Genomic DNA, 26002 nt, shown 5'->3' on the forward strand with positions numbered 1-26002 from the left:
CATCCGTTTTTCCCCGAATTTGATGGTAAGCAACGCGGAACGTTCCGCAAGGTGCATCAAACGTCCCGCGAATGCCTATGTTGCATCGCCCTCGCGCGCGGCGGAGGCCGCCAAAAGCGTCTTATCAAATACTTCTTCGCCTTCCCCGCCGACCGCCGGCGCCGCCTGGCCGAGCATCCGCACCTCGCGCTGCGGATAGGGGATCGAGATGCCATGTTCGCGGAACGTGCGCCATATCGCCCGGTTCAGCGCCGATTGCACGCCCAGCTTGCCGTTCTGCGGGTCGGCGATGTAGCCGGCCAGCTCGTATTCGATGCCATTGTCGGCGAACGCCACCAGAAATGCCGCCGGCGCGGGCTCGGCCAGCAGGCGCGGCACGCCCTGCGCCGCTTCTGCCAGCAGCGCCAGCACCGTTTCCGGGTCGGCGGCGTAGTCGGCCTGCACGCGTGTGGCCACACGCACATTGGTGTTCGAGAACGAATGGTTCTGCACCGCCTGCGCCACCAGTTGCTCGTTCGGCACCAGGGTTTCGCCGTCGCCGTTGCGCACCACGGTGTAGCGCGTGCGGATCTGCGAGACGATGCCGGTGTACTTGTCCACCGTGATCTGGTCGCCGAGCTTGACCGAGTGGTCCAGCAGGATGATGAAACCCGAGATGTAGTTGCTGGCGATCTTTTGCAAGCCCAGGCCGAGGCCCACGCCGAGCGCGCCGCCGAAGACCGACAGCACCGTCAGGTCGATGCCGACCAGCGACAGGCTCAGCAGCAGCGACACCAGCAGCAGCAGCGCCTTCGAAAGTCTGGTCAGGACCACTTTCAGGTTGCTGTCCAGCCCGGCCGAGCGCATCAGGCGCTCTTCCAGCCACGAGCCGAACCACATCGCCACCAGCACCGTGAGCAGGATCCACACCACCCCCGCCAGCGTGTCGGCGAGGTTGATCTTCTGCTTGCCGCCGACGGAAAAGCGCACCGACTCCATCCAGCCGACCACGTCCCACAGCAGGCCCAGCACGTACAGCGCCATGCCGGCCCACACCAGCGTGGTCAGCACCTTCTCCACCAGCAGCAGCATGCCCTGCAGCTGGCCATTGCCGGACAGCACGCGCCGCAGGATGTAGAAGGCGAAATACAGGAACGTGATGCCGGACAGCGGCACCAGCGCCAGCCGCAGCACGCTGACCGACATCAGCTGCTCCAGCCCGAAGCGCCCGACCGTCACCAGCAGCCAGCCGAACAGCGGGAACATGGCGCGCTCGAGGCTGGTCGCGGCGAAGCGCAGCGCGAAGCTGGAGCCGTCGTAGCGGGCCTCGAGCCGCTTGACCACCAGCCGCGCCAGCGGCCACGCCACCGCCAGGCAGCCGGCCAGCACCGCCAGTTGCCAGATGAAGCCGGGGCCGCCGGCATCGAGGATCAGGTCGTTGAGCATGCGGCCAAAGGCGGGATGCGATACATGGAGTTCGGTCAGGGAATTCGGGTTCATGCTTGGATGTGGCTGGCCAGGCACGCGCGGCAAGCGGCGCGGCCGGCGGGCGGCACGGGCGCCCGGCGCCCGACCCGCGAAAGGTCAGCCATTCTAGCCGCCCGCGGCGCGGCGGCCCACTTCCTGGGCCCACTTCCTGGGCCCACTTCCTGGACCCACCTCCGTGGCGCGGCCGGCCTCAGCCGCACCGTCCGCGGCAGCTGGGCATGCCGCGCCACGGCTGCACTGCGCGGCGCAACCGGGCCGGCAGGTCCGCGCCGGGATGCAGCGCGCCGCTCAGCAGATCGACGCAATAGCCGATCACGCGCGCGCGCCCCGGCGGGTTCAGCATGCCGTGGTCGAGCCCTTCGATGGTCTCGATCTGCAGCATGCCGAACCCGGCCAGGCCTTCGAGCCGCGGCCCGAAGAAACGCGCCAGCTCGTACGGCCCGGGATCTTCCGGCCCGAACAGCAGGCGCAGCACGGTGCCGCGCGCCTCGAGCTTGCGCAGCAGCGCCTCGATCTCCTGCTGCTCGGCCGGGGCCGGCCGGGGCAGCACCGAGGCCGCGTCCGTGCCGGGCACGCCCTCTTCCGCCGTGGGCGCGCTGCGGCCGTGGATCAGCCAGCGCGGGCGGGTGAAGGTCTCCCGGCGCAGCAGCCGCTGCAGGTTGACCAGCACCGCGCCCACCACGCCGGGATGCGCGCCGGCCGCATGCAGGCCGACGTTGGCGCCGTAGCTCACGCCGAATACCACCACCTCGCCATAGCCGCGGGCCTGCAGCCAGTCGCAGGCGGCAATCGCGTCGAGATAGCCTTCCGGGTCGGCCGGCACCGCGTCCTTGATGGCCCGCGCGCCGATGCTGGCGTCGCCGATGCCGCGCACGTCGATGCGCAACGACGCCACGCCGTGTTCGGCCAGCCGCCGCGCCAGCATGACGCCGCCACGGCCGGCGCCGACGTGGTGCGTGCCGCCCGCGTTGTTGATCAGCACGGCCGGCCGCCCGGGCCATTCGCCGCGCGGCTCGCACAGCATGCCGAACAGCCCGTGGCCGAAGCGCACCGGCGTTTCCACCCAGGCCGCCGCGCGCAGGCACGGCGCCACGCCCGCCGCGCCAATGCCCTCCCCCGCCCGCGCTCCGGCCCTGCCGGCGGCCGGCGCCATGCCGGCGAGCCAGCCGGCGACGGCGGCGAAGGTGGCGTCGGGCGGCGTGCCGTGCAGCGGGTCCTGCAGCCAGCCGATCACCTCGGGAAACGGCACGGTGCTGACCTGCGCGCCCAGCGCCGCGTAGTGCCGGGGCAGCGCCTCATCGGGCCCGGCCCCGGCGATGAACACGCGCGGCGCCGGCGCGCTCGCGGCGGCGCGCAGGTCGATGCGGGAGAACGCCTCGAGGTCGGCCGCGGTAAAGTGGATGCCCAGGATGTCGGCGCCCGCCGGCGCGGAAACCGGCGCAGCATCGGCCGCCGCCGTCACCGCGCGCCCCGCCAGCGAGCGCCAGGTCTGGGCGATCATGCGCATCTCGCGCATCAGCATGCGCCCGCTCGCCACCGGCGCGAGCAGCGCCAGCCCGGCGACGTCGAGCCCGCCGGCGCGGCGCGCGGCGGCCAGCGCGGCCAGCGCGGCGCCGCCGCGCACGCCCAGCAGCACGATCTCGCGCGCGCCGGACAAGCGCCGCAGCAGGTTGCCGGCCTGGCCGATCGATGCCACGCAGGCATCGACGCAGTTGGCCGGCGCCCCGGCGCCGTCCTCCACGCGGTCCGCCGCGGCCACCGCATCCGCCGAATCCCCCGTGCCGGGATAGTCGAACCGCAGCACCGGCACGCCTTGCGCCGCGAGCCGCTCCGCCAGCCGCGCCAGGCCGGCGTGGGTCCACAGGGCTTCATGGCCGACCGCGTTGCACAGCACGACCGCGCGCGCGCCCGTGGCCGCGTGGTACCAGCCGAAACATCCGTCGAAGTGCAAAGGCCTCATGGGCGAACTCCGTGCATGCCCGCGGCCCCATGCCGCGCGGCCTGGGCGCATCGCGCACCGCGCTCAAGCCGCGGCCGTGCCGCTGCGGCAGCGCGCCGCGCCGTCGGCATCGGCCTCGAGATGCGCGCAGCGCGCCAGCAGCTGATTGCGGTCGATCTTGCCGTTCACGTTGATGGGAAAGCCGTCGAGGCAGACGATGCGGTCGGGCCGCGCGTAGACCGGCAGGCTCTGCTTGCAGGCATGGCGGATGCGCGCGGCGCGCGCACCCATCTCGCCCAGCGACTCGTCGGCCGGCGCCAGCACGAACGCCACCAGGCCGATCGGCTTGCCGGCCTCGTCCAGCGGCCACGCCAGCACCGCGCACTGGGCGCTGCCGCTGGCGGCCTGCACCACCTGCTCGATCTCCTGCAGCTCGATGCGGTTGCCGCGGATCTTGACCTGCGTGTCGATGCGCCCGTGGTACAGCAGGCCGTCGGGCGATTCGCTCACCGCGTCGCCGGTGCGGTACCAGCGGCGGCAGGCGCGCCCCGGATAGGCGCGCGCGAAGAAGCGCTCGCCGTCGAGCGGGTTCGCCGACAGATAACCGCGCGCAAGCTGCGCGCCGCCGATCAGCAGTTCGCCCTGCGCGCCGGCCGCCACCGGCGCGAGATGCTCGTCCACCACCACCACCTCGGTGCCCGGGTAGGGCCGGCCCAGCGGCACCACCGGGCGCGACGCATCGGCAAGAAAGGCGGGCGTGAGCTCGAAGGTCAGCACGATCACCGTGGTTTCCGTGGGGCCGTAGCCGTTGACGATGCGCGTGTTCGGCGCGGCCCGCGACCAGGCCTCGGCCAGGCCCTTGGGCAGCGCCTCGCCGCCCATCAGGGTCATCTTCACACTGGGAAAGGCGCCGGGCGCCAGCTTGCGGAACTGCTGCAGCAGCGCCAGCACGGACGGCACGCTGGCCCAGTGGGTGATGTGGTGCTCGCGGATGAAGCCGGCCAGGTAGAGCGGGTCCTGCAGCGTCGGCACGTAGAGGCACGCGCCGTTGGCCCAGCAGACGTGCACGTCGTGCACCGAGAAATCGAAGGTGAGGTCGGCGAACTGGCTGAAGCGCGCGCCGGGCTCGCAGGGATAGCGCCGCATCTGCGCATTGACATAGGCCACCGCGCTGCCGTGCGGGATCATCACGCCCTTGGGCGGCCCGCTGGTGCCCGAGGTGAAGATCAGGTAGGCGAGGTCGTCCGGTCCGACGGCGGCGGGCCACGCCGCCGGCGCATCGTGCACGAAGGGCGCGGACGGCGGCGGCCGCGCGTTGCCGCCGGCGGCGTCCCACGCCCGCGCGTCGAGCATGACGATGCGCAGGTCCGGCGGCAGCAGCGGCAGCAGCGCCGCGAGCTGCGGCGCGCAGACATGGTCGACCAGCATCACGCGCGCGCCCGAGCGCGCGATGATGGCGGCGTTGCGCGCCGGCGGGAAGCGCGCATGGATCGGCACGTAGGCCATGCCGGCGGCCAGCACGCCGAGCAGGCCGGCGTAGGCGCACGCGCTGCGGTGCGCGAACAGGATGCAGTTGCGATTGGGACCGCCGGCGAACGGCGCCAGCGCCATGCTGATGCCGCGTGCGCGCGCGCGGACTTCCTCGTAGGTGTAGTAGCGGCCGTCGGCCCACAAAGCGTGGTCGCCGGGCCGCCTGTCCGCGGACGCGAAGAAAAATGAATGCAGCATCCTCCCCCTCCCATCACCGCGCGCCGCAGCGGCGCGAGCCGGAACGGCGGCTTCCCATCGAAATCGCGCCGGCCAGAATGAATGGGCCGCGCCCGCCGCGCGCCGATGCCTTCGCCGGCGCTGCGTTGTCCTGTCAAGGTAGGTTGCTTCGCATGTCAAGACAAGTTGGGGCGGCCTCAATGTATTGAACTCCGGCCGTCCGCCAGCCCGTGCGAATGGCGGACGGCGATGTGTGCCGGCGCACGCTGGCGGCGGCGAGCCCGCGCCGGCACAAGGCAGGCGCGCCGCGCATCCCCGCCCGTCGGCCAGAAGGCCTAGTCCACCGGGATGGCGCGCGCGCGCAGACAATTGCCGTGTCGGCTGCGCAGCGCATCGAAGCGCGCAGCCGGATCGGGCCGGAGGATCCGGCCGCCTTCCGCGATCTGCGCCGGCGACGCAGAAGTCCGGGCAGGATGTCGCGCGGCGCGGCGGCGCCGACCGCGAGAAAGCGGGCGCAAAAAAAAGGGCGCTGACCGGCAGCGCCCCTTGCTTTACCGCAGCGGTCTTAGCTGACGCGCTCCAGCACCGCGGCGAAGAAGCCGTCGGTCTGATGCAGGTGCGGATAGAGCGCCAGCATCTCGGCGTCTTCCGGCAAGCCCGGCACCACGATCTTCTGCTCGGCCAGCACCTGCGCGGCCGGCACCAGGCGGAAGCCCGCATGCGTGGACAGGAACCCGCGCACGATGCCTTCGTTCTCGGCTTCCAGCACGCTGCAGGTGGCATAGACCACGCGCCCGCCGACCTTGACCAGGCGCGCGGCGGACTCGAGGATCGAGGCCTGCTTGGCGGTCAGCTCCAGCACCGACTGCGGCGTCTGGCGCCACTTCAGGTCCGGGTTGCGCCGCAGCGTGCCGAGGCCGCTGCACGGCGCGTCCACCAGCACGCGGTCGATCTTGCCGGCGAGGCGCTTGATCTTGGCGTCGTGCTCGGAATCGATCTGCACCGGATGCACGTTGGACAGCCCGCTGCGCGCCAGGCGCGGCTTGAGGTTGGCCAGGCGCTTCTCGGACACGTCGAACGCATAGAGGCGGCCGGTGGAGCGCATCAGCGCGCCCAGCGCCAGCGTCTTGCCGCCGGCGCCCGCGCAGAAGTCGACCACCATCTCGCCGCGCTTGGGCGCGACCAGGTTGCACAGCAGCTGGCTGCCTTCGTCCTGCACCTCGACCAGGCCGTTGACGAACAGCGGCAACTGGTTGAGCGCGGGCTTGCCGGCCAGGCGGATGCCGGCGGGCGCCATCGGCGTGGGCTCGGCCTTGAGCCCGGCGGCTTCCAGCTCGGCCAGCGCGGCCTCGCGCGAGGTCTTGGCCAGGTTGGCGCGCAGGTCCAGCGGGGCCGGGCGCAGCCAGGCGTCGCCGAGCGCTTCGACGAAGGCCTGGTCGTGGCGGGCGGCGAGCTCGTCGAACAGCCATTCGGGCAGGTTGGCGCGCACGCGCGGCGCCAGGCTCGAGCGCTCGATGGTGGTCAGGCGGTCCAGCCATTCGCCTTCCTCGGGCAGCAGGAACGGCGTGAGGACATCGCGGCCGAGCGTGGCGGCCAGGCCCAGCAGGGCCAGGCGGCGCTGCGAAGTGCCCGTGCCGCTGGCGGCGAACTGCGAGAATTCGACGCGCCGGCGCAACACCGCGAACACCGCCTCGGCGATGATGCCGCGCTCGCGGTGGCCCAGCTTGGGGTTCTCGCGGAAGTAGTAGCTCACCACCACGTCGGACGGACGCGTGAACATCAGCACCTTGCCCAGCAGGCGGTCGATGTGCTGGATATGCACGGCATGCAGCCCGCCGTGCGCGGCGCGGCCCTGCTGCGGCGCCTGGCCGTCGCGGCTGTCGCGGTGATCGCCGCTGCGCGCGGACTGGCGGATCGGCGTGGCCTTGCGCTTGTTGCGGACGGGCTGGCGCGCCCCTGCGGTATTCCGGCTCATGACTGCACCTCCGTAGCGGCGGCAAAGGCCGTAAACAACTGGGATTCGTGGGGTTCGACGCGGACCACGCCGGCATGCACGCGCAGGCGGTCCTCGACGAACCAGCGCACAGCGCGCGGGTAGATCGCGTGTTCGGCCGGCAACAGGCGCTCGGCCAGGCTTTCGGGCGTGTCGCCCGGCAGCACGTCGAGCGCGGCCTGGACGATGACCGGGCCGTGATCGAGTTCGGGTGTGACGAAATGGACGCTCGCGCCATGCACCTTGACGCCGGCCTCGATGGCCTGGCGATGGGTGTACATGCCAGGGAAACACGGCAGCAGCGACGGATGGATATTGAGCATGCGCCCGGCGTATTTGTCGACGAAGGCCGGCGTCAGGATGCGCATGAAGCCGGCCAGCACGACCACGTCGGGGGCGTGGGCGTCGATGGCAGCGGCCAGGGCCGCGTCAAAGGTGGCGCGGTCGGCATACCGGGTGTGGTCCACCACGCCCGTGGGCACGCCGTGGTCGGCGGCGAACTGCAGGCCCTCGGCATCGGGCCGGTTGGACAGGACGGCCGCCACGCGCGCCGGCCAGCCCTCGGCGGCACACGCGCGGACGATGGCTTCCATGTTGGAGCCACGCCCTGAAATCAGGATAACGATATTTTTCATCGCGCAATTCTACCAAGGCAGGGCCAGTACACGGCCAAAGCGAGCGCATTAGGCACTTAAAACACGCGAAACCCCCGCCGGCAGGCCGAATGGCATGGCCTGCGCGCAACGTGCTTAGCTTGTTCACGGATTGTGACGCCTCGCCCGCTCTGCTAGAGTGGCTGCTATCGTCCACGCGCAGACCGTTTACGCGGCTTCAAGTGACAACAAGGACGAAGTGGAAAATTAGACGGGAAATCGCATGTCGAACGCTGCACCGACCTTGCTGGTGGTCGATGATCATCCCATGGCCCTGTCCGGCACCACCGCCTTCCTGGCGGAAGTGATGCCCGACGTTGCGGTCCATGCCGCCGGCAGCGCCAAAGAGGCGCTCAACACCTTGCAGCAGGGGCTGAGGCCCGATATCGTGCTGCTGGACATCTGGCTCACCGACGGCACCGGCTTCGACGCCATGCAGGCGCTCAAGACGCTGGTGCCCGCGGCGCGCTTCATCTTCATGTCCGCCGAGGCCACGCCGGAGATCGTGGGCCGCGCGCGCGCGCTCGCCGCCTACGGCTTCGTCGGCAAGCACCTCGACGCCAACGCGTTCACCGCGGCCGTGCGCAAGGTGCTGGCGGGCGACACCTCGTTTCCTTCCGACGAGGCCCTCAACGGCCGCGCGCAGTCGTTCGGGCCGGCCCACGGCATCCCGGTCACGCCGGCGGAGCTGGGGCTGACGCCGCGCCAGGGCTCGGTGCTGGCGCTGGTGCTCGAAGGGCTGCCGAACAAGGTCATCGCGCGGCGCCTGGGCCTGACCGAGAACACCGTCAAGGAACACGTCTCGGCGATCCTGCAGCGGCTCGGCGTGCGCACGCGCATGCAGGTGATGTCGCGCATGGAGCGTTTCCGCCTGCGCCAGTAAGGCGCGGCCGGGCCCCGCCCGCCTGCCTTCAGGCGGGACGCAGCCAGCGCCGCAGCAGCAGCCGCAGCGCCGCCGGATCGACCGGCTTGGGCAGCACGAAATAGCCCGCTTCCTCGGCCGCCGCCAGCGCGTCGGACTTGAGATCGCCCGACAGCAGCGCGCTGCGCGCCTGCGGCTGGGTATTCTGCCAGCGCTCGAGCAGGTCCAGCCCGTTCTCGCTGCCGGGCAGGCGCAGGTCGCAGAAGATGATGTCCGGCCTGAGGCCCTGCATGAACAGGCGGTCGGCATCGGCGCCGTGCGCGGCGCACGCGACCTGGATGCCCCAGGCTTCCATCAGCGCGATCCAGGCCTTGCGGATCTGCGTGTCGTCGTCCACCACCAGCACCGTGCCGCGCAGATGGTCCGGCTTGGTGTCCTCGGCCGCCGCCGAGGCGCGCACCGCGCGGATGGTGGCCACGGTCTCGGCCTCCACCGGCGCCAGCGAGAACCAGAACACCGAGCCGCGCCCCGGCACCGAGCGCACGCCGTAGGTGCCGCGCATCAGGCGCACGCATTCCTTGAAGATGGCCAGCCCCAGCCCCAGGCCCTGGGACGGGTCGCGCTGGGGGTTGTGCACCTGGTAGTACGGCGAAAAGATGTCGGGCAGGTGCTCCGGCGTGATGCCGGCGCCGGTGTCCCACACCTCCACGCGGATATGCTTGCGGCGCTCGCGCGCCGTCACCAGCACGCCGCCGCGGCGGGTGTAGCGCAGCGCGTTCTGCACGAGGTTGAACAGCGCCCGGCGCAGCAGCACCGGCTCGGCCATCGCGAACAGTTCCTCGGGCACGCGCGGGGTCAGGGTCAGGCCGCTTTCGCGCGCGTCGGCGGCGAACTGGCTCATCACCTCGTTGATCAGGTGGCCGAGCTCGCACGGCTCCAGCGTCGGCAGCACCTTGCGGCCTTCCAGCTTGGACAGGTCCAGCAGCGAGCGGAACAGCAGGTCGATGGTCTGGGTGCCGGCGGCCACCTGCTCGACCAGCGGATGGAGCGAGGACGACTTGTTGCGCGCGCGCAGCGCCTCGACCAGCATCACCAGCGCATGCACGGGCTGGCGCAGGTCGTGGCTGGCGGCGGCGAGAAAGCGCGACTTCTCCTCGCTGGCATGCAGCGCGCGCTCCTTTTCCTCCTGGAACTGCTTGGCCAGGCGGCGGCTGTCGCTCTCGAGCTGGATGGCCCGCACCAGCGTGCGCTGCAGGTTCAGCGCGTGGCGCGTGAGCATGATGGCGTAGACCACCAGCAGCAACTGCACGTAGGTGCCGTGGCCCGGAAAGGCGTAGTCGGCCAACAAAATGTTGGGCACCAGGATCGGAATGCCGGCGTAGACCAGGTTCGACGGCACCGGCGACTGCGCGGTGACGCCGCCGGCCAGCACGCCCACCGCGAGCAGGTACAGCACGCTGGAGAACACGGTGGAGCCGGTGAACAGGTGCAGCAGCGCGGAGCTGCCCCAGGTCAGGCCGGTCAGGAAGGCGAGCGCGCGCATGTTGGCCCACCACTTGCGCGTATGGGCCGAGCGGCTCATGGTGGCGCCGTCGCGCAGGTAGCCATAGTAGAACCACGTCGACGCGGTGGCCAGCACCAGCATCACGCCGCACCAGCCCAGCAGCGCGGCATGGTCGGCGGCGGACCAGAAGGCGACCGCGGTCAGCGCCGGCAGCACCAGCGAGGCCACGGTGGCGGTGGGAGAGACGCGATGGATGGTCGCCAGCAGCTTGGCCCGCGTTTCGGTATCGAGCGGAGGCCCTGGCGGCGGCAGGATTCGGTTGAGCAGCGCGTTCAAAGGAAGGGCTGGGACGTCGGATGCGATCCGCCGTATCATGCCGCCTTTTGGGGAGTGGCGCCACGCCGATGGGCCGATCCGTGCACAAAAACGCCAGCCCGCGCGCCGGGCCCGGTACCGCCGGGCGAAACTCGTCCCCCATTCGCCTTATAATGCCCGCTTTACCCAAACGCTCGACGCCGTCCTCGTGAAAGTCTTCCGTGGCCTGCCCAATGCCGAGAGCCGGGCGCCCTGCGCCCTGACCATCGGCAATTTCGACGGTGTCCACCGCGGCCACCAGTCGCTGCTCGCGCGCGCGCGCGCGGCGGCCGACGCGCGCGGCCTGCCGCTGTGCGTGATGACCTTCGAGCCGCACCCGCGCGAGTTCTTCACCCCGGACAAGGCGCCCGCGCGCATCGCGCTGCTGCGCGACAAGCTCGAGAGCCTGCGCCGCAACGGGGTCGACCGCGTGGTGGTCGAGCATTTCAACGCCCATTTCGCCGCCCAGTCGCCGCAGGCCTTCGTCGAGAACGTGTTATGGCACGGTCTGCACACGCGCTGGCTGCTGGTCGGCGACGATTTCCGCTTCGGCGCGCGCCGCGCCGGCGACTTCGCCTACCTGCAGCAGGCCGGCGCCCAGTTCGGCTTCGACGTCGAGCAGATGGGCTCGGTCTCCGAGGGCGGCGTGCGCATCTCCAGCTCCGCGGTGCGCCAGGCGCTGGTCAGCGGCGACCTCGAGCATGCGCGCCGCCTGCTCGGCCACGGCTACGCCATCAGCGGGCACGTGGTGCACGGGCGCAAGCTGGGGCGCGACCTCGGCTTCCCCACCATCAACCTGCGCATCTCGCACAAGCGGCCGGCGGTCAGCGGCATCTTCGTGGTGCAGGTGCACGGCCTGGGCGAGCATCCGGTGCCCGGCGTGGCCAGCATCGGCGTGCGCCCGACCATCGAGGACGCCGGCCGGGTATTGCTGGAGGTGCATCTGTTCGACTTCAACCAGAGCATCTACGGCAAGCTGGTGCGCGTCGAGTTCATGAAGAAGCTGCGCGACGAGGCCCGCTTCGACGGCCTGGAAGCGCTGACCGCGGCCATCGCCAAGGACTGCGCGGATGCGCGCGCGTTCTTCGGCCTGACCGTGCCGGGCGTGCCCGCGGGCACGCCCCCGGCCGCGGGCAGCCGCGACTTCGCCACCTCCGCCACCGACCGAATTAGCTAGCGCCCCGTTCCCGCGCAGCGGGACCCGGGTCGCTACCCCTTCAAACCCGAGGCTTCCCCGCAGCCAGCCCACGCCGTACCGCGCGCCCGCAGCCAGCCGAGCTGGCGCCCCGCGCGCCAACCGAATTGCCCCGAGAATCGACATGTCCAACGACAAACGCGCCAAGCCCGAAAAAAGCAAGTACCCGGTCAACCTGCTCGACACCCCGTTCCCGATGCGCGGCGACCTGCCCAAGCGCGAGCCGCTGTGGGTCAAGCAGTGGCAGGACAAGCAGATCTACAAGAAGATCCGGGCCGCCCGCAAGGGCGCGAAGAAGTTCATCCTGCATGACGGCCCGCCGTACGCCAACGGCGACATCCACATCGGCCACGCGGTGAACAAGATCCTCAAGGACATGATCATCAAGGCGCGCGGCCTGTCGGGCCTGGACGCCGTCTACGTGCCGGGCTGGGACTGCCACGGCATGCCGATCGAGATCCAGATCGAGAAGCAGTTCGGCAAGGGCCTGCCGGTGCAGGAAGTCCAGTCGAAGGCGCGCGCCTACGCCACCGAGCAGATCGCCCGCCAGAAGCTGGACTTCGAGCGCCTGGGCGTGCTCGGCGACTGGGACCATCCCTACCTGACCATGAACCACAGCAACGAAGCCGACGAGCTGCGCGCGCTGGGCAAGATCATGGAAAAGGGCTACGTGTTCCGCGGCCTCAAGCCGGTGAACTGGTGCTTCGACTGCGGCTCGGCGCTGGCCGAGGCCGAGGTCGAGTACAAGGACAAGACCGACCTCTCCATCGACGTGGGCTTCCCGTTCGCCGAGACCGACAAGCTGGCCCATGCGTTCAAGCTGCCGGCCGCGCAACTGGCGGCCAGGCCGGGCTGGGTCGTGATCTGGACCACCACGCCGTGGACCATCCCGTCCAACCAGGCGCTCAACGTGCACCCGGAAGTGGAATACGCGCTGGTCGACACGCCGCGCGGCCACCTGATCCTGGCCACCGAGCGCGTCGAGGAGCAGCTCAAGGTCTACGGACTCGAAGGCAGCGTGCTGGCCACCGCCACGGGCGCGGCGCTGTCGGAGATCCGCTTCCACCATCCGCTGGCGAAGACCGACGCGGGCTACGACCGCCTCTCGCCGGTCTACCTGGGCGAGTACGTCACCACCGATACCGGCACCGGCATCGTGCACTCGGCGCCGGCCTACGGCGTGGAGGACTTCCAGTCGTGCAAGGCGCACGGCATGAGCGACGCCGACATCATCAGCCCGGTGATGGGCGACGGCGTCTACGCCAGCACGCTGCCGCTGTTCGGCGGCGAGAAGATCTGGGACGCCAACCCGAAGATCGTCGCGGTGCTGGAAGCCTCGGGCAACCTGTTCAACTCGCACAGGTACACCCACAGCTACATGCACTGCTGGCGCCACAAGACGCCGATCATCTACCGCGCCACCTCGCAGTGGTTCGCGGGCATGGACGTGGACCCGGTCGACGACGGCCCGACCCTGCGCGAGACCGCGCTGGCCGGCATCGAGGCCACCGAGTTCTACCCCGCCTGGGGCAAGCAGCGCCTGCACAACATGATCGCCAACCGGCCCGACTGGACCCTGTCGCGCCAGCGCCAGTGGGGCGTGCCGATGGCCTTCTTCGTGCACAAGGAAACCGGCGCGCTGCATCCGCGCACGCCGGCGCTGCTCGAGGAAGTGGCCAGGCGCGTGGAGCAGCACGGCATCGAGGCCTGGCAGACGCTGGACCCGCAGGAACTGCTCGGCGACGAAGCCGCGTTCTACGAGAAGAACCGCGACACGCTCGACGTCTGGTTCGACTCCGGCACCACGCACTGGACCGTGATCCGCGGCTCGCACCGCGCGGACCTGTACGACCCGTCGGCCGACCTGCCCGAGGGCCGCCTGGCGGACCTGTACCTGGAAGGCTCGGACCAGCACCGCGGCTGGTTCCACTCGTCACTGCTGACCGCCTCGATGCTGTACGGCAAGCCGCCCTACAAGGCGCTGCTCACGCACGGCTTCACCGTCGACGGCGAAGGCCGCAAGATGTCGAAGTCGGTCGGCAACACGGTCTCGCCGCAGGACGTGTCGAACAAGATGGGCGCCGAGATCATCCGCCTGTGGGTGGCCTCGACCGACTACTCGGGCGAGCTGTCGATCTCCGACGAGATCCTCAAGCGCGTGGTGGAAGGCTACCGCCGCATCCGCAACACGCTGCGCTTCCTGCTGGCCAACCTGGCCGACTACGACCACGCGCAGCACGCGCTGCCGGTGTCGGAATGGCTGGAGATCGACCGCTACGCGGTGGCGCTGACCGGCCGCCTGCAGCGCGAGATCCTGTCGCACTACGAGGCCTACGAATTCCACCCGGTGGTAGCCAAGCTGCAGACCTTCTGCTCGGAAGACCTCGGCGGCTTCTACCTCGACGTGCTCAAGGACCGCCTCTACACCACGGCGCCCGGCTCGCAGGCGCGCCGCGCCGCGCAGAACGCGGTCTACCACGTCACCCAGGCCATGCTGCACTGGATGGCGCCGTTCCTCTCGTTTACCGCCGAGGAAGCGTGGCAGATCTTCAGCCACGGCACCGAGCACCGCGACACCATCTTCACCAGCACCTACTACGAGGTGCCGGCGGTCGACGACGCCGACGACCTGCTGCAGAAGTGGCAGACCATCCGCGACGTGCGCGCGGAAGTCACCAAGCAGCTCGAAGCGGTGCGCGTGGACGGCGAGATCGGCTCGTCGCTGCAGGCCGAAGTCACCATCCAGGCCGGCGGCCCGGTGCTGGCCGCGCTGCAAAGCCTGGCCGACGACCTGCGCTTCGTGCTGCTGACCTCGGCAGCCAAGGTGGCGCCGGCGCCGGAAGGCGGCGACCTGATGGTCACGGTGACGCCGTCGGCCCACGCCAAGTGCGAGCGCTGCTGGCACTACCGCGCCGACGTCGGCCGCGACCCGGCCCATCCCACCCTCTGCGGGCGCTGCGACAGCAACCTGTTCGGCGCCGGCGAACACAGGAGCCACGCCTGATGGCCGCCACCACCACACGCGGCGCGCGCGCCGGCAAGCGCGCCAGCAAGGCCAGCCACACCACGCCGCTGCTGTGGCTGGCGTTCGCCCTGCTGGTGATCGTGCTCGACCAGTTCTTCAAGATCGTCATCGTCAGGACCTTCGCCTACGGCGAATCGCGCCCCGTGACCGGCTTCTTCAACCTGGTGCTGGTCTACAACAAGGGCGCCGCCTTCAGCTTCCTGGCCGACGCCGGCGGCTGGCAGCGCTGGTTCTTCACCGCGCTGGGCGTGGTGGTGGGCCTGTTCATCGTGTGGATGCTGTACCGCCACACCGGCCAGCGCCTGTTCTGCTTCGCCATCTCGCTGATCCTGGGCGGCGCCATCGGCAACGTGGTGGACCGCGTGATCTACGGCCACGTGATCGACTTCCTCGACTTCCACGCGCGCAACTACCACTGGCCCGCGTTCAACGTGGCGGACTGCGCCATCACGGTCGGCGCGGTGCTGCTGATCGTGGACGAGCTGCGGCGCGTGCGCCGGCACTGAACGGCGCCGGGCGCGCCGCGCGCTCAGTGGCGCACGGCGTACCAGGCGTGCTTGAGGTATTCGGCGAGCACCGCGCCCGCTTCGTAGACCACCAGCGACCTGTCCAGGCTCACGCCGGGATGGACGCCGTGGGCGCCCCACTCGACCTCGCCCCAGGCCTGGCGGAACGATTGCAGGGCCCGGCCGGTGTGGTACCAGCTGGTCACCAGCACCGCCCGGCGCGGCGCGAACCGCTCCAGCTGCGCCCGCGTCATGCGGGCGTTTTCCCAGGTGCTGCGCGAAGTGCATTCGTAGCCGATGCGCCCGCGCGGCACGCCGGCCATGACCAGGCGCCGCACGTTGAGCAGGCAGTCGCCGGCGCCGGTGACGAACACGAACGGCGCCACGCCGGCGTGATACAGCTCCGCCGCGCCGATCACGCGCTCGCCCGATTCCCCGCCCAGCACCACGATCCAGTCCGCCCGCGCCGGCACATCCTCGCGCGGCAGCCAGACCTTGGCGAAGGCCAGCAGCAGCAGGGCCAGCGCGAACACGCCCGCCAGCAACAGCAGGATCAGGTTCTGCGGGCGCAGCGGGCGCGGCGTGCGGTGCTGGCGAAACAAGGGACGTGGCGACATGAGGGTGGCGGGCAAAGGTGAGAGGATGAGCGGGCCGCGGAGGCCGGGGAGGCCGCGAGCGGCGGCGCGGCAAACGCGCGCGCGGGCAAGCCGGTATTATTGACGTTTCTCCGGCGCAGCGGCATGCCATTGCGGGACAATCGCAAGGCAACCGAGCCCCGGCACCCGGACCACACCTTCGAGCAAAGAGCATCATGGATCTGCGAGGCAAGCATCTCGTCCTTGGCCTGACCGGCGGCATCGCCTGCTACAAGTCGGCCGAGCTGGTCCGCCTGCTGGCCAAGGCCGGCGCGACCGTGCAGGTGGTCATGACCGAGGCCGCGACCCACTTCATCACCCCGGTCACGATGCAGGCGCTGTCGGGCCGGCCGGTATTCACGTCCCAGTGGGATGCGCGCGTGGGCAACAACATGGCCCACATCGACCTGTCGCGCGAGGCCGACGCCATCGTCATCGCGCCCGCCTCCACCGATTTCCTCGCGCGGCTGGCCAACGGCCTGTGCGACGACCTGCTCTCCACGCTGTGCATCGCGCGCGACTGCCCGCTGCTGGTGGTGCCCGCCATGAACCGCCAGATGTGGGGCGCGCCGGCCACGCAGCGCAATGCCGCGCAACTGCGCGCCGACGGCGTGGCGATCCTCGGCCCCGGCAGCGGCGACCAGGCCTGCGGCGAGATCGGCGACGGCCGCATGCTGGAGCCGGAGGAGATCGTCGAGGACCTCGTCGCCTTCTTCCAGCCCAAGCCGCTGGCGGGCCGCCGCGTGGTGATCACGGCCGGGCCGACCTTCGAGGCGATCGACCCGGTGCGCGGCATCACCAACCGCTCCTCGGGCAAGATGGGCTTCGCCATCGCGCGCGCGGCGCGCGAGGCCGGCGCCGACGTGATCCTGGTGGCGGGACCGACCGCGCAGCCGACGCCGCGCGGCGTGGCGCGCGCCGACGTGGAAAGCGCGCAGCAGATGTTCGATGCGGTGCTGGCGAACCTGACCGGCGCCGACGTGTTCATCGCCGTGGCGGCGGTGGCCGACTGGCGCCCGGCCGAGGTGGCCACGCAGAAGCTCAAGAAGGCCAACGACACCGACACGCCGACGCTGCGGTTCGTGCAGAACCCGGACATCCTCGCCGCCGTGGCGGCGCGCGCGAACGCGCCCTACTGCGTGGGCTTCGCCGCCGAGAGCGAGAAGCTCGAGCAATACGGCGAGCAGAAGCGCCAGCGCAAGAACGTGCCGCTGCTGGTCGGCAATATCGGCCACCAGACCTTCGGCCTCGACGACAACGAGATCGTGCTGTTCGACGCCAGGGGCGTGACGCGCCTGCCGCGCGCGGACAAGCTCACGCTGGCGCGCCACCTGGTGGCCGCCATCGGCCAGCGCCTGCCGGCGCGCTGAAGCCCGCGCCCGCGTCCCTTTCACACGACCCCCTCCCCTCGGCACGAACCCCACATGCCTGAAAGCAAACCCAAGCTGCGCCTCTCGGTGCTGGACCAGAGCCCGGTCATCGCCGGCCACAGCGCGCGCGACGCGCTGGCCGCCACGGTGGAGCTGGCGCAGGCCGCCGACGCGCTCGGCTACACGCGCTACTGGTGCGCCGAGCACCACGGCCTGCGCGGCGTGTGCAACCCCGCGCCGGAAGTCATGCTGGCGCGCCTGGGCAGCGTCACGCGGCGCATCCGGCTGGGCTCGGGCGGCGTGATGCTGCCCTACTACAGCCCGTTCAAGGTGGCCGAGCAGTTCCGCATGCTCGAAGGCCTGTTCCCGGGCCGCATCGACCTCGGCGTGGGCCGCGCGCCGGGCGGCGACCTGCGCACCGCGCAGGCCGTGGCGATGGGCGACTACAACCGCGGCGACCATTTCGCCGAGCAGGTGCAGGACCTGTCCTGGCTGCTGCGCGGCGAGGTGCCGCCCGGGCACATCGCCGAGGGCGTGGTGCTGCAGCCGGAGATCGACACCCGGCCCGAGCTGTGGGTGCTGGGCTCGAGCGACTACGGCGGCGCGCTGGCGGCCCGGCTCGGCCTGCGCTTCGCCTTCGCCCACTTCATCAATCCGCACATGGGCCACGCCGTGGCGCGCCACTACCGCGAGGACTTCGCGCCCGCGTATGACGCGCGCCCGTACAGCGCCGCGGCGATCTTCGTGATCTGCGCCGATACCGAGGCCGAGGCGGCGGCGCTGGAGCGCGCCGTGGACCTGCGCCGGCTGCAGATGGCCTATGGCGTCAACGCGCCGATCCCGTCGCTGGAGCAGGCCGCGCAGCACGAGCCCACCGAGCGCGACCGCCTGATCGTCGAGCGCGAGCGCCCGCGCACCATCTGCGGCACGCCGGAGCAGGTGGCGCAGCGCATGCTGGACCTGCGCGAGCGCTTCCAGGCCGACGAACTGGTGGTGCTGAGCGTGGCCGCCAGCTACGCGGCGCGGCTGCGCACCTACGAACTGCTGGCGCAGGCCTTCGATCTCTCGGCGGACTGAGGCGGGCCGGCGCGGCGGCCCGTTCGGCTATCATCCCGGGTTGCCAACGTTTTTCGTTTTCCGGGACCGACAGCCATGACCATCGAAGCCAATCCGACCGTCGAAATCAAGGTGCTCGACGCACGCCTGCACGAATGGGGCCTGCCCGCCTACCAGAGCGACATGGCGGCGGCGATCGACCTGCACGCCTGCCTGGACGCGCCGCTCACGATCGCGCCCGGCACGCCGGCGCAGCTGGTGCCGGCCGGCATCGCCGTGCACATGGCCAATCCGTACATGGCGGCCACCATCGCGCCGCGCTCGGGCCTGGGCCACAAGAAGGGGCTGGTGCTGGGCAATTCGATCGGCGTGATCGATGCCGACTACCAGGGCCCGATCATGGTCAGCGTGTGGAACCGCAACGCGCCCGGCACCGCGCCGATCGTGATCGAGCCGGGCGAGCGCATCGCGCAGATGATGTTCGTGCCGGTGCTGCGGCCCGTGTTCAGGACGGTGGAGGATTTTTCCGCGGACAGCGCGCGCGGCGCGGGCGGGTTCGGCTCGACCGGCGTGCACCACGCCGGCAAGGGCGCCTGAGCGCCGCGGGCCGGGAAAGCAGGCGCGCGCGGCGCGCCCGCTGGCGAGCCTGTTAGTGCGCCTGCTCGAACAGCAGCGCCACGCCGCCGGCCAGCGCGGCCGGGATCAGGCTCTGCGCCGGGCCCAGGTCGAACGCGTCCACGCCGGCGGCGCGCCAGTGCGCGCGGGCCGCGGCGAGGTCCGCGGTGCGCAGCCGGATGGCGGCATACCCAGGCACCGCGCGCCGCACCTGCTCGGTGCCGGTGGCCACGGCCAGCGCCTGCGGCGTGGTCACGACCAGCGCCGCGCCGTCCAGCGCCAGGCTGCAGATGTGCTCGTTGATTTGCGTCATCTCGCCGCCGGTGAGCTCGGCATAGGCCCGGCCGGCGGCGTCGACCAGCGCCGGCGCCACCACCAGGAACATGGTGGCGATGCCGGTGGCGCCGTTGGCGTGCGCGGTCCACTCGGGGCGCCACAGCAGCTCCGGCGTGACGTGCTCGCAGAGGAAGAAGCGCGCGCCGGGCGCATCGTCGATGGCGGTGACGCAGAACGTGGCGGGATGCTCGCTGCCGTCGTCCAGCCGCACCGGGCGCGAGAACCTGACCGCCTCCGAGGCATGCCATCCGTCCGCGCGCAGCTGCGTCGCGGCCGCGGCGCTGTCGGCGCTCTTGCAGGACAGCGCCGCGCAGCCGCCGCCGGCTTGCTGGGCGTCCCAGTAATACTGGCGCGCGGGGCTCGGCGCGGTGACGTGCAGCAGCTCCAGGTAGTCGCGCTCCAGCATCACGCAATGGTTCTGCGAGCCGAGCGTGTGGTAGCCGCGCGGCGTCAGGGTGAAGCCGAACCCGCGCCACGCCTGCGCGGCGGCGTCGAGATCGGGGCACACCATCACGGCATGGTCTAGCGGTTCCGTCGTCATCGCTACCTCTGCAAGTCCTGCAATCAATCGAATCGGTCGACCGGCCGCAATCGGCCGGTCAGTCGAACTGGATGTTGGCCTTGCGCGCCACCGCCTGCCACTTGTCGTGCTCATGGCGGACCAGGCTGGCGAGTTCGGCCGGGCTGCCGCCGACGACCTCGAAACCCTGCATGGCCAGCGCGTCCATCACGCGCGGCTGCCGCAGCGCGCGCACCAGCGCGTCGTGCAGGCGGCCCACCAGCGGCTCGGGCAGGCCGGCCGGGCCGAACACGCCGATCCAGGAATACGCCTCGAAGCCGCGATAGCCCTGCTCGCTCACGGTCGGCAGTTGCGGGAACTGGGGCAGCCGCGCGCTGCCGGTCACGCCCAGCAGCTTGACCGTCTTGGCCGCCACGTGCGCCTGCACGGCCGCGTAGCTCGAGAAAAAGACGTCGACTTCGTTGGACAGCACGGCCTGCACCGCCGGGCCGCCGCCTTTGTATGGAACATGGAGAAAGCGCACCCCGGCCTCGGTCGCCAGCGCCTCGGCCGCCAGCTGGTTGAGGCTGCCCACGCCCGACGAGGCGTAGTGGATGCTCTCCGGCTTCTCGCGCGCCATTGCCACCAGTTCCTTCACGTTGGAAGCCGGCAGCGAGGGATTGGCGGCGATCACCAGCGGGAAGCGTACCAGCTGCGAGATCGGCGTGAAATCGCGGAAGGTGTCGTAAGGCAGGTGCTTGTAGGCAAACGGGTTGATGGCGTGGGTGTCGAACGCCATCAGCAGGGTGGTGCCGTCGGGCTTGGCGCGCGCCACCATGCTGGAGGCGATCAGCCCGCCGGCGCCCGGCTTGTTGTCGATCACCACGGTCTGGCCGAGGCCGCTCTTGAGGCCGGGCTGCAACTGGCGCGCGACGATGTCGACGCTGCCGCCGGGCGGGAACGGCAGCACCATCGAAATGGGCCGGCCGGCGCCGCCGACGGGGGCATCGCCGCCCTGGGCGGCATGGCCGGGCGCGGGAATCAGGGGCATCGCGCCCAGCGGCAGCGATTTGAGCAGCAGGCGGCGCAGCCGCGAGCGTTCGGTCAGGGACATCGGGTACTCAGGCAAATGGCGGGCTCGACGCAGCTACCGTGGCAGCCGCACCCGGCCACAACAAAAAAGGGCGGCATTGCTGCCGCCCTGTATTTTGCCCGAGGATAGCACGAATTGCTGGCGGCAGGACTGCCGCCAGCCTTCCCGCCCGGCGGGCGCCTACACCTCCGCCTTCTCGTTCTCGGGCGCCTCCGGGGGTTCCGGCGGCTCCGCGGCGGCTTCGGTGAAGTCCAGCTTGATCTGGTCCTGCTCGTCGAGGTCGACCACGACCTTGCCGCCCGAGACCAGCTTGCCGAACAGCAGTTCGTCGGCCAGCGCCTTGCGGATCAGGTCCTGGATCAGGCGCTGCATCGGCCGCGCGCCCATCAGCGGATCGAAGCCCTTCTTGGCGAGGAACTTGCGCAGTTTCTCGCTGAAGCTGGCTTCCACCTTCTTCTCGTGGAGCTGCTCCTCGAGCTGCATGAGGAACTTGTCCACCACGCGCAGGATGATTTCCTCGTCCAGCGAGCGGAAGCTGATGATGGCGTCCAGCCGGTTGCGGAACTCCGGCGTGAACATGCGCTTGATGTCGGCCATCTCGTCGCCCTGCTCGCGCGCCGAGGTGAAGCCGATGGTGGCGCGGTTCATGGTCTCCGCCCCCGCGTTGGTGGTCATGATGATGATCACGTTGCGGAAGTCGGCGCGGCGGCCGTTGTTGTCGGTCAGCGCGCCGTGGTCCATCACCTGCAGCAGGATGTTGAAGATGTCCGGGTGCGCCTTCTCGATTTCGTCGAGCAGCAGCACGCAGTGCGGCTTCTTGGTGACGGCCTCGGTCAGCAGGCCGCCCTGGTCGAAGCCCACGTAGCCCGGAGGCGCGCCGATCAGCCGGCTCACCGCGTGGCGCTCCATGTATTCGGACATGTCGAAGCGCAGCAGCTCGATGCCCATAATGAAGGCGAGCTGCTTGGCGACCTCGGTCTTGCCCACGCCGGTCGGGCCGGAGAACAGGAACGAGCCGATCGGCTTTTCGGTCTTGCCCAGGCCCGCGCGCGACATCTTGATGGCCGAGGCCAGCGCCTCGATGGCCGGGTCCTGGCCGAACACCACCGACTTCAGGTCGCGGTCCAGCGTCTGCAGCTTGCTGCGGTCGTCCTGGTTGACGCTCTGCGGCGGGATGCGGGCGATGCGCGAGACGATGTCCTCGATCTCGCCCTTGCCGATGGTCTTCTTCTGCTTGGACTTCGGCAGGATGCGCTGCGCGGCGCCTGCCTCGTCGATCACATCGATGGCCTTGTCCGGCAGGTGGCGGTCGGTGATGAAGCGCGCCGACAGCTCGGCCGCCGCGGTCAGCGCCGCCGCCGCGTACTTGACGCCGTGGTGCTCCTCGAAGCGCGACTTCAGGCCGCGCAGGATCTGCACGGTCTGGTCGACCGACGGCTCCACCACGTCGATCTTCTGGAACCGGCGCGACAGCGCCGCGTCCTTCTCGAAGATGCCGCGATACTCGGTGAAGGTGGTCGCGCCGATGCACTTGAGCTGGCCCGACGACAGCGCCGGCTTGAGCAGGTTGCTGGCGTCCAGCGTGCCGCCCGAGGCGGCGCCCGCGCCGATCAGCGTGTGGATCTCGTCGATGAACAGGATCGCGTTCGGATTGTCCTTGAGCGACTTGAGCACGCCCTTGAGGCGCTGCTCGAAATCGCCGCGGTACTTGGTGCCGGCCAGCAGCGCGCCCATGTCGAGCGAGTACACGACCGCCTTTTCGAGGATGTCGGGCACTTCGTTCTTGGTGATGCGCCAGGCCAGGCCCTCCGCGATGGCGGTCTTGCCGACGCCGGCCTCGCCCACCAGCAGCGGGTTGTTCTTGCGCCGGCGGCACAGCACCTGGACCACGCGCTCGACTTCGCTCTCGCGGCCGATCAGCGGATCTATCTTGCCGGCCTTGGCCAGCACGTTCAGGTTCTGGGTGAACTGCTCGAGCGGGCTTTCCTTGCCATCGCCGCCTTCGCCCTCGGCCGCGCCCTCGCCATGCTTGGCGGGCTCGGCCTGGTCCTTGCGGATGCCGTGGCTGATGAAATTGACCACGTCCAGCCGGGTCACGCCCTGCTGCTGGAGGTAGTACACCGCGTGCGAGTCCTTTTCGCCGAAGATCGCCACCAGCACGTTGGCGCCCGTCACTTCCTTCTTGCCGTTGGAAGTGGACTGCACGTGCATGATGGCGCGCTGGATCACGCGCTGGAAGCCCAGCGTGGGCTGGGTATCCACCTCGTCGGTGCCGGGCACCACCGGGGTATTGTCCGCGATGAAATTCTTCAGGCTGGTGCGCAGGTCCTCGATATTGGCTGCGCAGGCGCGCAAGACTTCCGCTGCCGTGGGGTTGTCAAGCAACGCCAGTAGCAGGTGCTCCACGGTGATGAACTCGTGGCGTGCCTGCCGCGCTTCAACAAACGCCATGTGCAGGCTGACTTCCAATTCTTGCGCAATCATGCTTCCTCCATCACGCACTGCAACGGATGACCCGCCTGCCGTGCGTGCGTTGACACCAGCTCGACCTTCGTCGCCGCGATATCCCTGGTATAGATACCGCAGACCCCCTTGCCTTCCCGGTGGACGGTGAGCATGATCTGCGTCGCCGTCTCCCGGTCCCTGCTGAAATACTGCTGCAGGATCATCACGACGAACTCCATCGGGGTGAAGTCGTCATTCAGCAGCAGGACCTTGTACATGGCGGGCGGTTTGAGCGCCTGCTCTTTCCGCTCCAGTACGGTGCCTGCTTCGCGTTGTGGGACATTTGCCAGCCGTGTAGCCATGGCTTTATTCTAACCCTTACGCACAACTCTGCAATTTGGGGAAAAGACACGGGATTCAAGAGGCCGATGCAGCGGCCATCGAAATTCCGGAGATGCCGAATGCATCCGGGGACACCCGGAAGCGCGGGCGCGCCGCCGGGACCCAAACCCCTCCAAAATACCACCGACCGCCGTTCCTTTCCCGCCACACCCTACGGCGAGTGGGGAATCTGCCAGCTTGACAGTGACCATGTTTGCCAGAAGAATCGTTCACACATTCAGTCTGGTTACGCGAGCCAAGCAATATGCCGGACCTGGGTGATCCGTGAGCAGGGAGGCCCACGAATCCGGCGGCGGCGAGTCAGCATCGAGAAACTGGCCGCCACGCGGTGCCCCGCAAGTCGTGCCACAGCGCCCGGCCCGGTCTGACCGGCCCGGCGCGAAGCCACATGCCGGGCGCCGGCTGGCCGCGGCGCTTTCCCCCGCTCGTATCCTGCTTTTTTTGTTGGGGGAGTTTATGGCAAGCGGTATCGTCAAATGGTTCAATGACGCCAAGGGCTTTGGGTTCATCAAGCCGGACGACGGCGAAGAAGAACTGTTTGCGCACTTTTCGGCCATCCAGATGAGTGGCTTCAAGACCCTGAAAGAGGGTCAGCGCGTATCCTTCGAAATCATCCAGGGTCCCAAGGGCAAGCAAGCCACCAATATCCAGGACGCTGCTGCCTGAAGACGCTGTGCATGGCCGCACCCGCCGGCAGAGCGCGCGGCGGCCACGAAAGGATGCGGGGGAGTCCTCCCCGGAACGGGATCGGCCTGTAGCCCCCCGGATACCGCCCGGCCCTGGCTGCCGGCGTGCCGTGTCCGGAAAGACAGGCTGAACAGCAGTACGCGACGCATCCGTCAAAAAGCCCGGTCAGGTCAATGCCGGGCTTTTTGTTTGGCCGGGCGCCAGCGGGGACGCGCTATCGGGATGGCATGCTCAGGCTCCACGCAGCCGCCGGCGCAACCCGGACATCCAGCCCGCCGGCGGCTTCGGTTCAAGCAGATCCCGCTCAGGCACGTCCAGATTGCCCAGGCAGATGCAAACCAGGGTGCCGTTGCCGTCCACTCCGAGGGCAAGTTCGGGCGCCACCTCGCACCACGCCAGCGGCCGTCCCCAACCGAGGCACAGCGTGCGGCGCTCGCGATCGTAGACCGCTTCCGGCTCGCCGTCGAAATCGACGCTCAGACGCCCGTCATCATCGAACGGCCCCGCGAAGCATGGCTGCCCCGCACGTCCCACCGGACGCGCCAGCGCGCGCAACTGCCACTGTCCGGGATTGGCAAACCATTCGACCTCCGACAATCTGCGCTCGTCATCCAGCGTCAGCACAAGCGACCCGATCGTGATGAGATAGCGCTGCGGCCCGATGCGGAAAGCCGAATCGATTTCCGCGCGCAACGCATAGGCCGGCCCGACAACGGCGGGATACGACACCTTGCACGTCACATAACCGGCTCCGTCCCAATCGACGATGGCCTGCGCGGGCGCGGTGGCGGGAGAAACCTCGACCTGAATGGAGTGCATGGCTATTTGTACAGGAAATGCAGGACGGTGTAGTCGCCTTCCCTCACCAGCACTTCCAGGGTTCGCTGCCGGCCGTGCCGGATCATGGGTACTGTGTACATGAAGAGGCCACGATACCCTCTGGGATCCGGAGTCCGTCTCCCATGCCTTATGGCAAGACGCAGTATGTGAACCGGGACAAAGCGATCCGGATTTCCCATGTGCTGCAACGGTTTCTCCGCAAAGCGCAGGGGCTGGCGGCTCAGCGCATGGAATCGCGTCCGCAATCCCATCAACGTCACGCCGCTGATAGCAGCGCCGGCGCTGCGGGTGCCCGCACCGACAAGCCCGCGAACCCCTGCCTTCCAGATCCCGCCGACCACCAATATGGCATCGAAGGGATCAAGAAGCGGAGCCTCCAGCCCCGGCTCGCTCAGCGAGACGTATTTCCCTTCCAGGTCAAAGGTTCTGGAAAAACCGCTGACGATCTCCTGATAGCCGATAACGCAGCCCAGCACTTCGTCGTGGATCGGCCGCGCGGCCCAGGGCAACGTGGGCGGCCGAATTTCGAACAGATGGGCAGGCAACGGATTTCCTCCGTTCCAGGCATAGGAACGTTCATACCCTGTGTACAACGGGATCGCCAAAGACATCGCGGGCACCCTCCGTAATGATCGGGAAGAGGCCCACGTTAGAGAAGCGAGAAAGTGGCCGGAGGCGGAAACGCCTCAATCGACGCGTGGAATTGTCCGCTTTGCTCCGGAATCACCAACCGGCATGCCGGCAAACGGGTCAGGCCGGTTCGCAGCTACGGACCAATATGAAAGTCCGGCGATATTTCGCAGCGGGAAAGGCAAACAA

21 protein-coding genes are annotated in these 26002 nt (G+C 69.6%); 8 read left to right on the top strand and 13 right to left on the bottom strand.

The annotated features are described in order from the left end of the window. Nucleotides 1-75: 75 nt before the first annotated feature. From K206_RS0107045 to purN, 5 genes are all read right to left on the bottom strand, one after another. Nucleotides 76-1479 carry a mechanosensitive ion channel family protein gene (locus tag K206_RS0107045; protein WP_020201709.1) on the bottom strand — a complete coding sequence of 468 codons (1404 nt, stop codon included), beginning with the start codon at nucleotides 1477-1479 and terminating at the stop codon, nucleotides 76-78. A gap of 178 nt (nucleotides 1480-1657) precedes the next feature. Then, entirely contained in the window at nucleotides 1658-3427 is a 1770-nt protein-coding gene (locus K206_RS37695; protein WP_196812850.1) for a serine aminopeptidase domain-containing protein, read from the bottom strand. A gap of 63 nt (nucleotides 3428-3490) precedes the next feature. Further along, nucleotides 3491-5134, bottom strand: coding sequence for an amino acid adenylation domain-containing protein (locus tag K206_RS0107055; protein ID WP_020201711.1), 1644 nt, complete (start codon nucleotides 5132-5134; stop codon nucleotides 3491-3493). Between the two features lie 544 nt (nucleotides 5135-5678). Next, on the bottom strand, nucleotides 5679-7088 hold the full coding sequence (locus tag K206_RS0107060; protein ID WP_020201712.1) for an RsmB/NOP family class I SAM-dependent RNA methyltransferase: 1410 nt from the start codon (nucleotides 7086-7088) through the stop codon (nucleotides 5679-5681). Then, a complete protein-coding gene (gene purN / locus K206_RS0107065) occupies nucleotides 7085-7741 on the bottom strand; it encodes a phosphoribosylglycinamide formyltransferase (RefSeq protein WP_029043323.1) in 657 nt (218 codons plus the stop codon). The genes K206_RS0107060 and purN overlap by 4 nt, the downstream gene beginning before the upstream one ends. Before the next feature lie 241 nt (nucleotides 7742-7982). On the opposite strand from purN, the gene K206_RS0107070 reads away from it, so the two are divergent. After that, complete coding sequence (locus K206_RS0107070; RefSeq protein ID WP_020423701.1) at nucleotides 7983-8642, top strand: response regulator transcription factor; 660 nt, start codon at nucleotides 7983-7985, stop codon at nucleotides 8640-8642. A gap of 28 nt (nucleotides 8643-8670) precedes the next feature. Here K206_RS0107070 and K206_RS0107075 read toward each other — a convergent pair whose 3' ends face one another. Then, a complete protein-coding gene (locus K206_RS0107075; RefSeq protein WP_052165802.1) occupies nucleotides 8671-10500 on the bottom strand; it encodes a hybrid sensor histidine kinase/response regulator in 1830 nt (609 codons plus the stop codon). 148 nt (nucleotides 10501-10648) lie between these two features. On the opposite strand from K206_RS0107075, the gene K206_RS0107080 reads away from it, so the two are divergent. The 3 genes from K206_RS0107080 to lspA all read left to right on the top strand — a co-directional run bounded on the left by K206_RS0107080 (nucleotide 10649) and on the right by lspA (nucleotide 15205). Continuing rightward, nucleotides 10649-11656, top strand: a complete 1008-nt coding sequence (locus tag K206_RS0107080; protein ID WP_020201716.1) for a bifunctional riboflavin kinase/FAD synthetase — start codon at nucleotides 10649-10651, stop codon at nucleotides 11654-11656. 142 nt (nucleotides 11657-11798) lie between these two features. Further along, nucleotides 11799-14678 (top strand): isoleucine--tRNA ligase, encoded by a 2880-nt coding sequence (gene ileS, locus K206_RS0107085; protein WP_020201717.1) that lies wholly within the window; start codon nucleotides 11799-11801, stop codon nucleotides 14676-14678. Next, nucleotides 14678-15205 (top strand): signal peptidase II, encoded by a 528-nt coding sequence (lspA, locus tag K206_RS0107090; RefSeq protein WP_020201718.1) that lies wholly within the window; start codon nucleotides 14678-14680, stop codon nucleotides 15203-15205. The genes ileS and lspA overlap by 1 nt, the downstream gene beginning before the upstream one ends. 23 nt (nucleotides 15206-15228) lie before the next feature. Here lspA and K206_RS0107095 read toward each other — a convergent pair whose 3' ends face one another. Further along, nucleotides 15229-15822, bottom strand: coding sequence for a YdcF family protein (locus K206_RS0107095; RefSeq protein WP_081651342.1), 594 nt, complete (start codon nucleotides 15820-15822; stop codon nucleotides 15229-15231). Nucleotides 15823-16016: 194 nt separating this feature from the next. Here K206_RS0107095 and coaBC point away from each other — a divergent pair, with 194 nt between their 5' ends. The 3 genes from coaBC to dut all read left to right on the top strand — a co-directional run bounded on the left by coaBC (nucleotide 16017) and on the right by dut (nucleotide 18863). Further along, nucleotides 16017-17210: a bifunctional phosphopantothenoylcysteine decarboxylase/phosphopantothenate--cysteine ligase CoaBC gene (gene coaBC / locus K206_RS0107100; RefSeq protein WP_020201720.1), complete on the top strand. Its 1194-nt coding sequence runs from the start codon at nucleotides 16017-16019 to the stop codon at nucleotides 17208-17210. Nucleotides 17211-17264: 54 nt separating this feature from the next. After that, nucleotides 17265-18287 (top strand): LLM class flavin-dependent oxidoreductase, encoded by a 1023-nt coding sequence (locus tag K206_RS0107105; protein ID WP_020201721.1) that lies wholly within the window; start codon nucleotides 17265-17267, stop codon nucleotides 18285-18287. 75 nt (nucleotides 18288-18362) lie between these two features. Continuing rightward, nucleotides 18363-18863, top strand: a complete 501-nt coding sequence (dut, locus tag K206_RS0107110) for a dUTP diphosphatase (protein WP_020201722.1) — start codon at nucleotides 18363-18365, stop codon at nucleotides 18861-18863. Between the two features lie 52 nt (nucleotides 18864-18915). Here dut and K206_RS0107115 read toward each other — a convergent pair whose 3' ends face one another. From K206_RS0107115 to clpS, 4 genes are all read right to left on the bottom strand, one after another. Continuing rightward, on the bottom strand, nucleotides 18916-19758 hold the full coding sequence (locus K206_RS0107115; protein ID WP_029043325.1) for a VOC family protein: 843 nt from the start codon (nucleotides 19756-19758) through the stop codon (nucleotides 18916-18918). Nucleotides 19759-19816: 58 nt separating this feature from the next. Beyond that, the gene (locus K206_RS0107120) at nucleotides 19817-20830 is read right to left on the bottom strand and encodes a tripartite tricarboxylate transporter substrate binding protein (protein ID WP_020201724.1); all 1014 of its coding nucleotides are present in this window, start codon (nucleotides 20828-20830) and stop codon (nucleotides 19817-19819) included. A 159-nt stretch (nucleotides 20831-20989) separates the two neighbouring features. Further along, entirely contained in the window at nucleotides 20990-23293 is a 2304-nt protein-coding gene (gene clpA / locus K206_RS0107125) for an ATP-dependent Clp protease ATP-binding subunit ClpA (RefSeq protein ID WP_020201725.1), read from the bottom strand. Then, a complete protein-coding gene (gene clpS, locus K206_RS0107130) occupies nucleotides 23290-23616 on the bottom strand; it encodes an ATP-dependent Clp protease adapter ClpS (RefSeq protein WP_006157525.1) in 327 nt (108 codons plus the stop codon). The genes clpA and clpS overlap by 4 nt, the downstream gene beginning before the upstream one ends. 496 nt (nucleotides 23617-24112) lie before the next feature. On the opposite strand from clpS, the gene K206_RS0107135 reads away from it, so the two are divergent. After that, nucleotides 24113-24322, top strand: a complete 210-nt coding sequence (locus K206_RS0107135) for a cold-shock protein (RefSeq protein WP_020201726.1) — start codon at nucleotides 24113-24115, stop codon at nucleotides 24320-24322. Between the two features lie 252 nt (nucleotides 24323-24574). Here K206_RS0107135 and K206_RS0107140 read toward each other — a convergent pair whose 3' ends face one another. Next, nucleotides 24575-25162 carry a hypothetical protein gene (locus tag K206_RS0107140; protein ID WP_020201727.1) on the bottom strand — a complete coding sequence of 196 codons (588 nt, stop codon included), beginning with the start codon at nucleotides 25160-25162 and terminating at the stop codon, nucleotides 24575-24577. 2 nt (nucleotides 25163-25164) lie between these two features. Further along, nucleotides 25165-25794, bottom strand: coding sequence for a hypothetical protein (locus K206_RS0107145; RefSeq protein ID WP_155887987.1), 630 nt, complete (start codon nucleotides 25792-25794; stop codon nucleotides 25165-25167). Nucleotides 25795-26002: the final 208 nt, after the last annotated feature.

The organism is Cupriavidus sp. WS (assembly GCF_000395345.1).
GTDB lineage: Bacteria > Pseudomonadota > Gammaproteobacteria > Burkholderiales > Burkholderiaceae > Cupriavidus > Cupriavidus basilensis_B.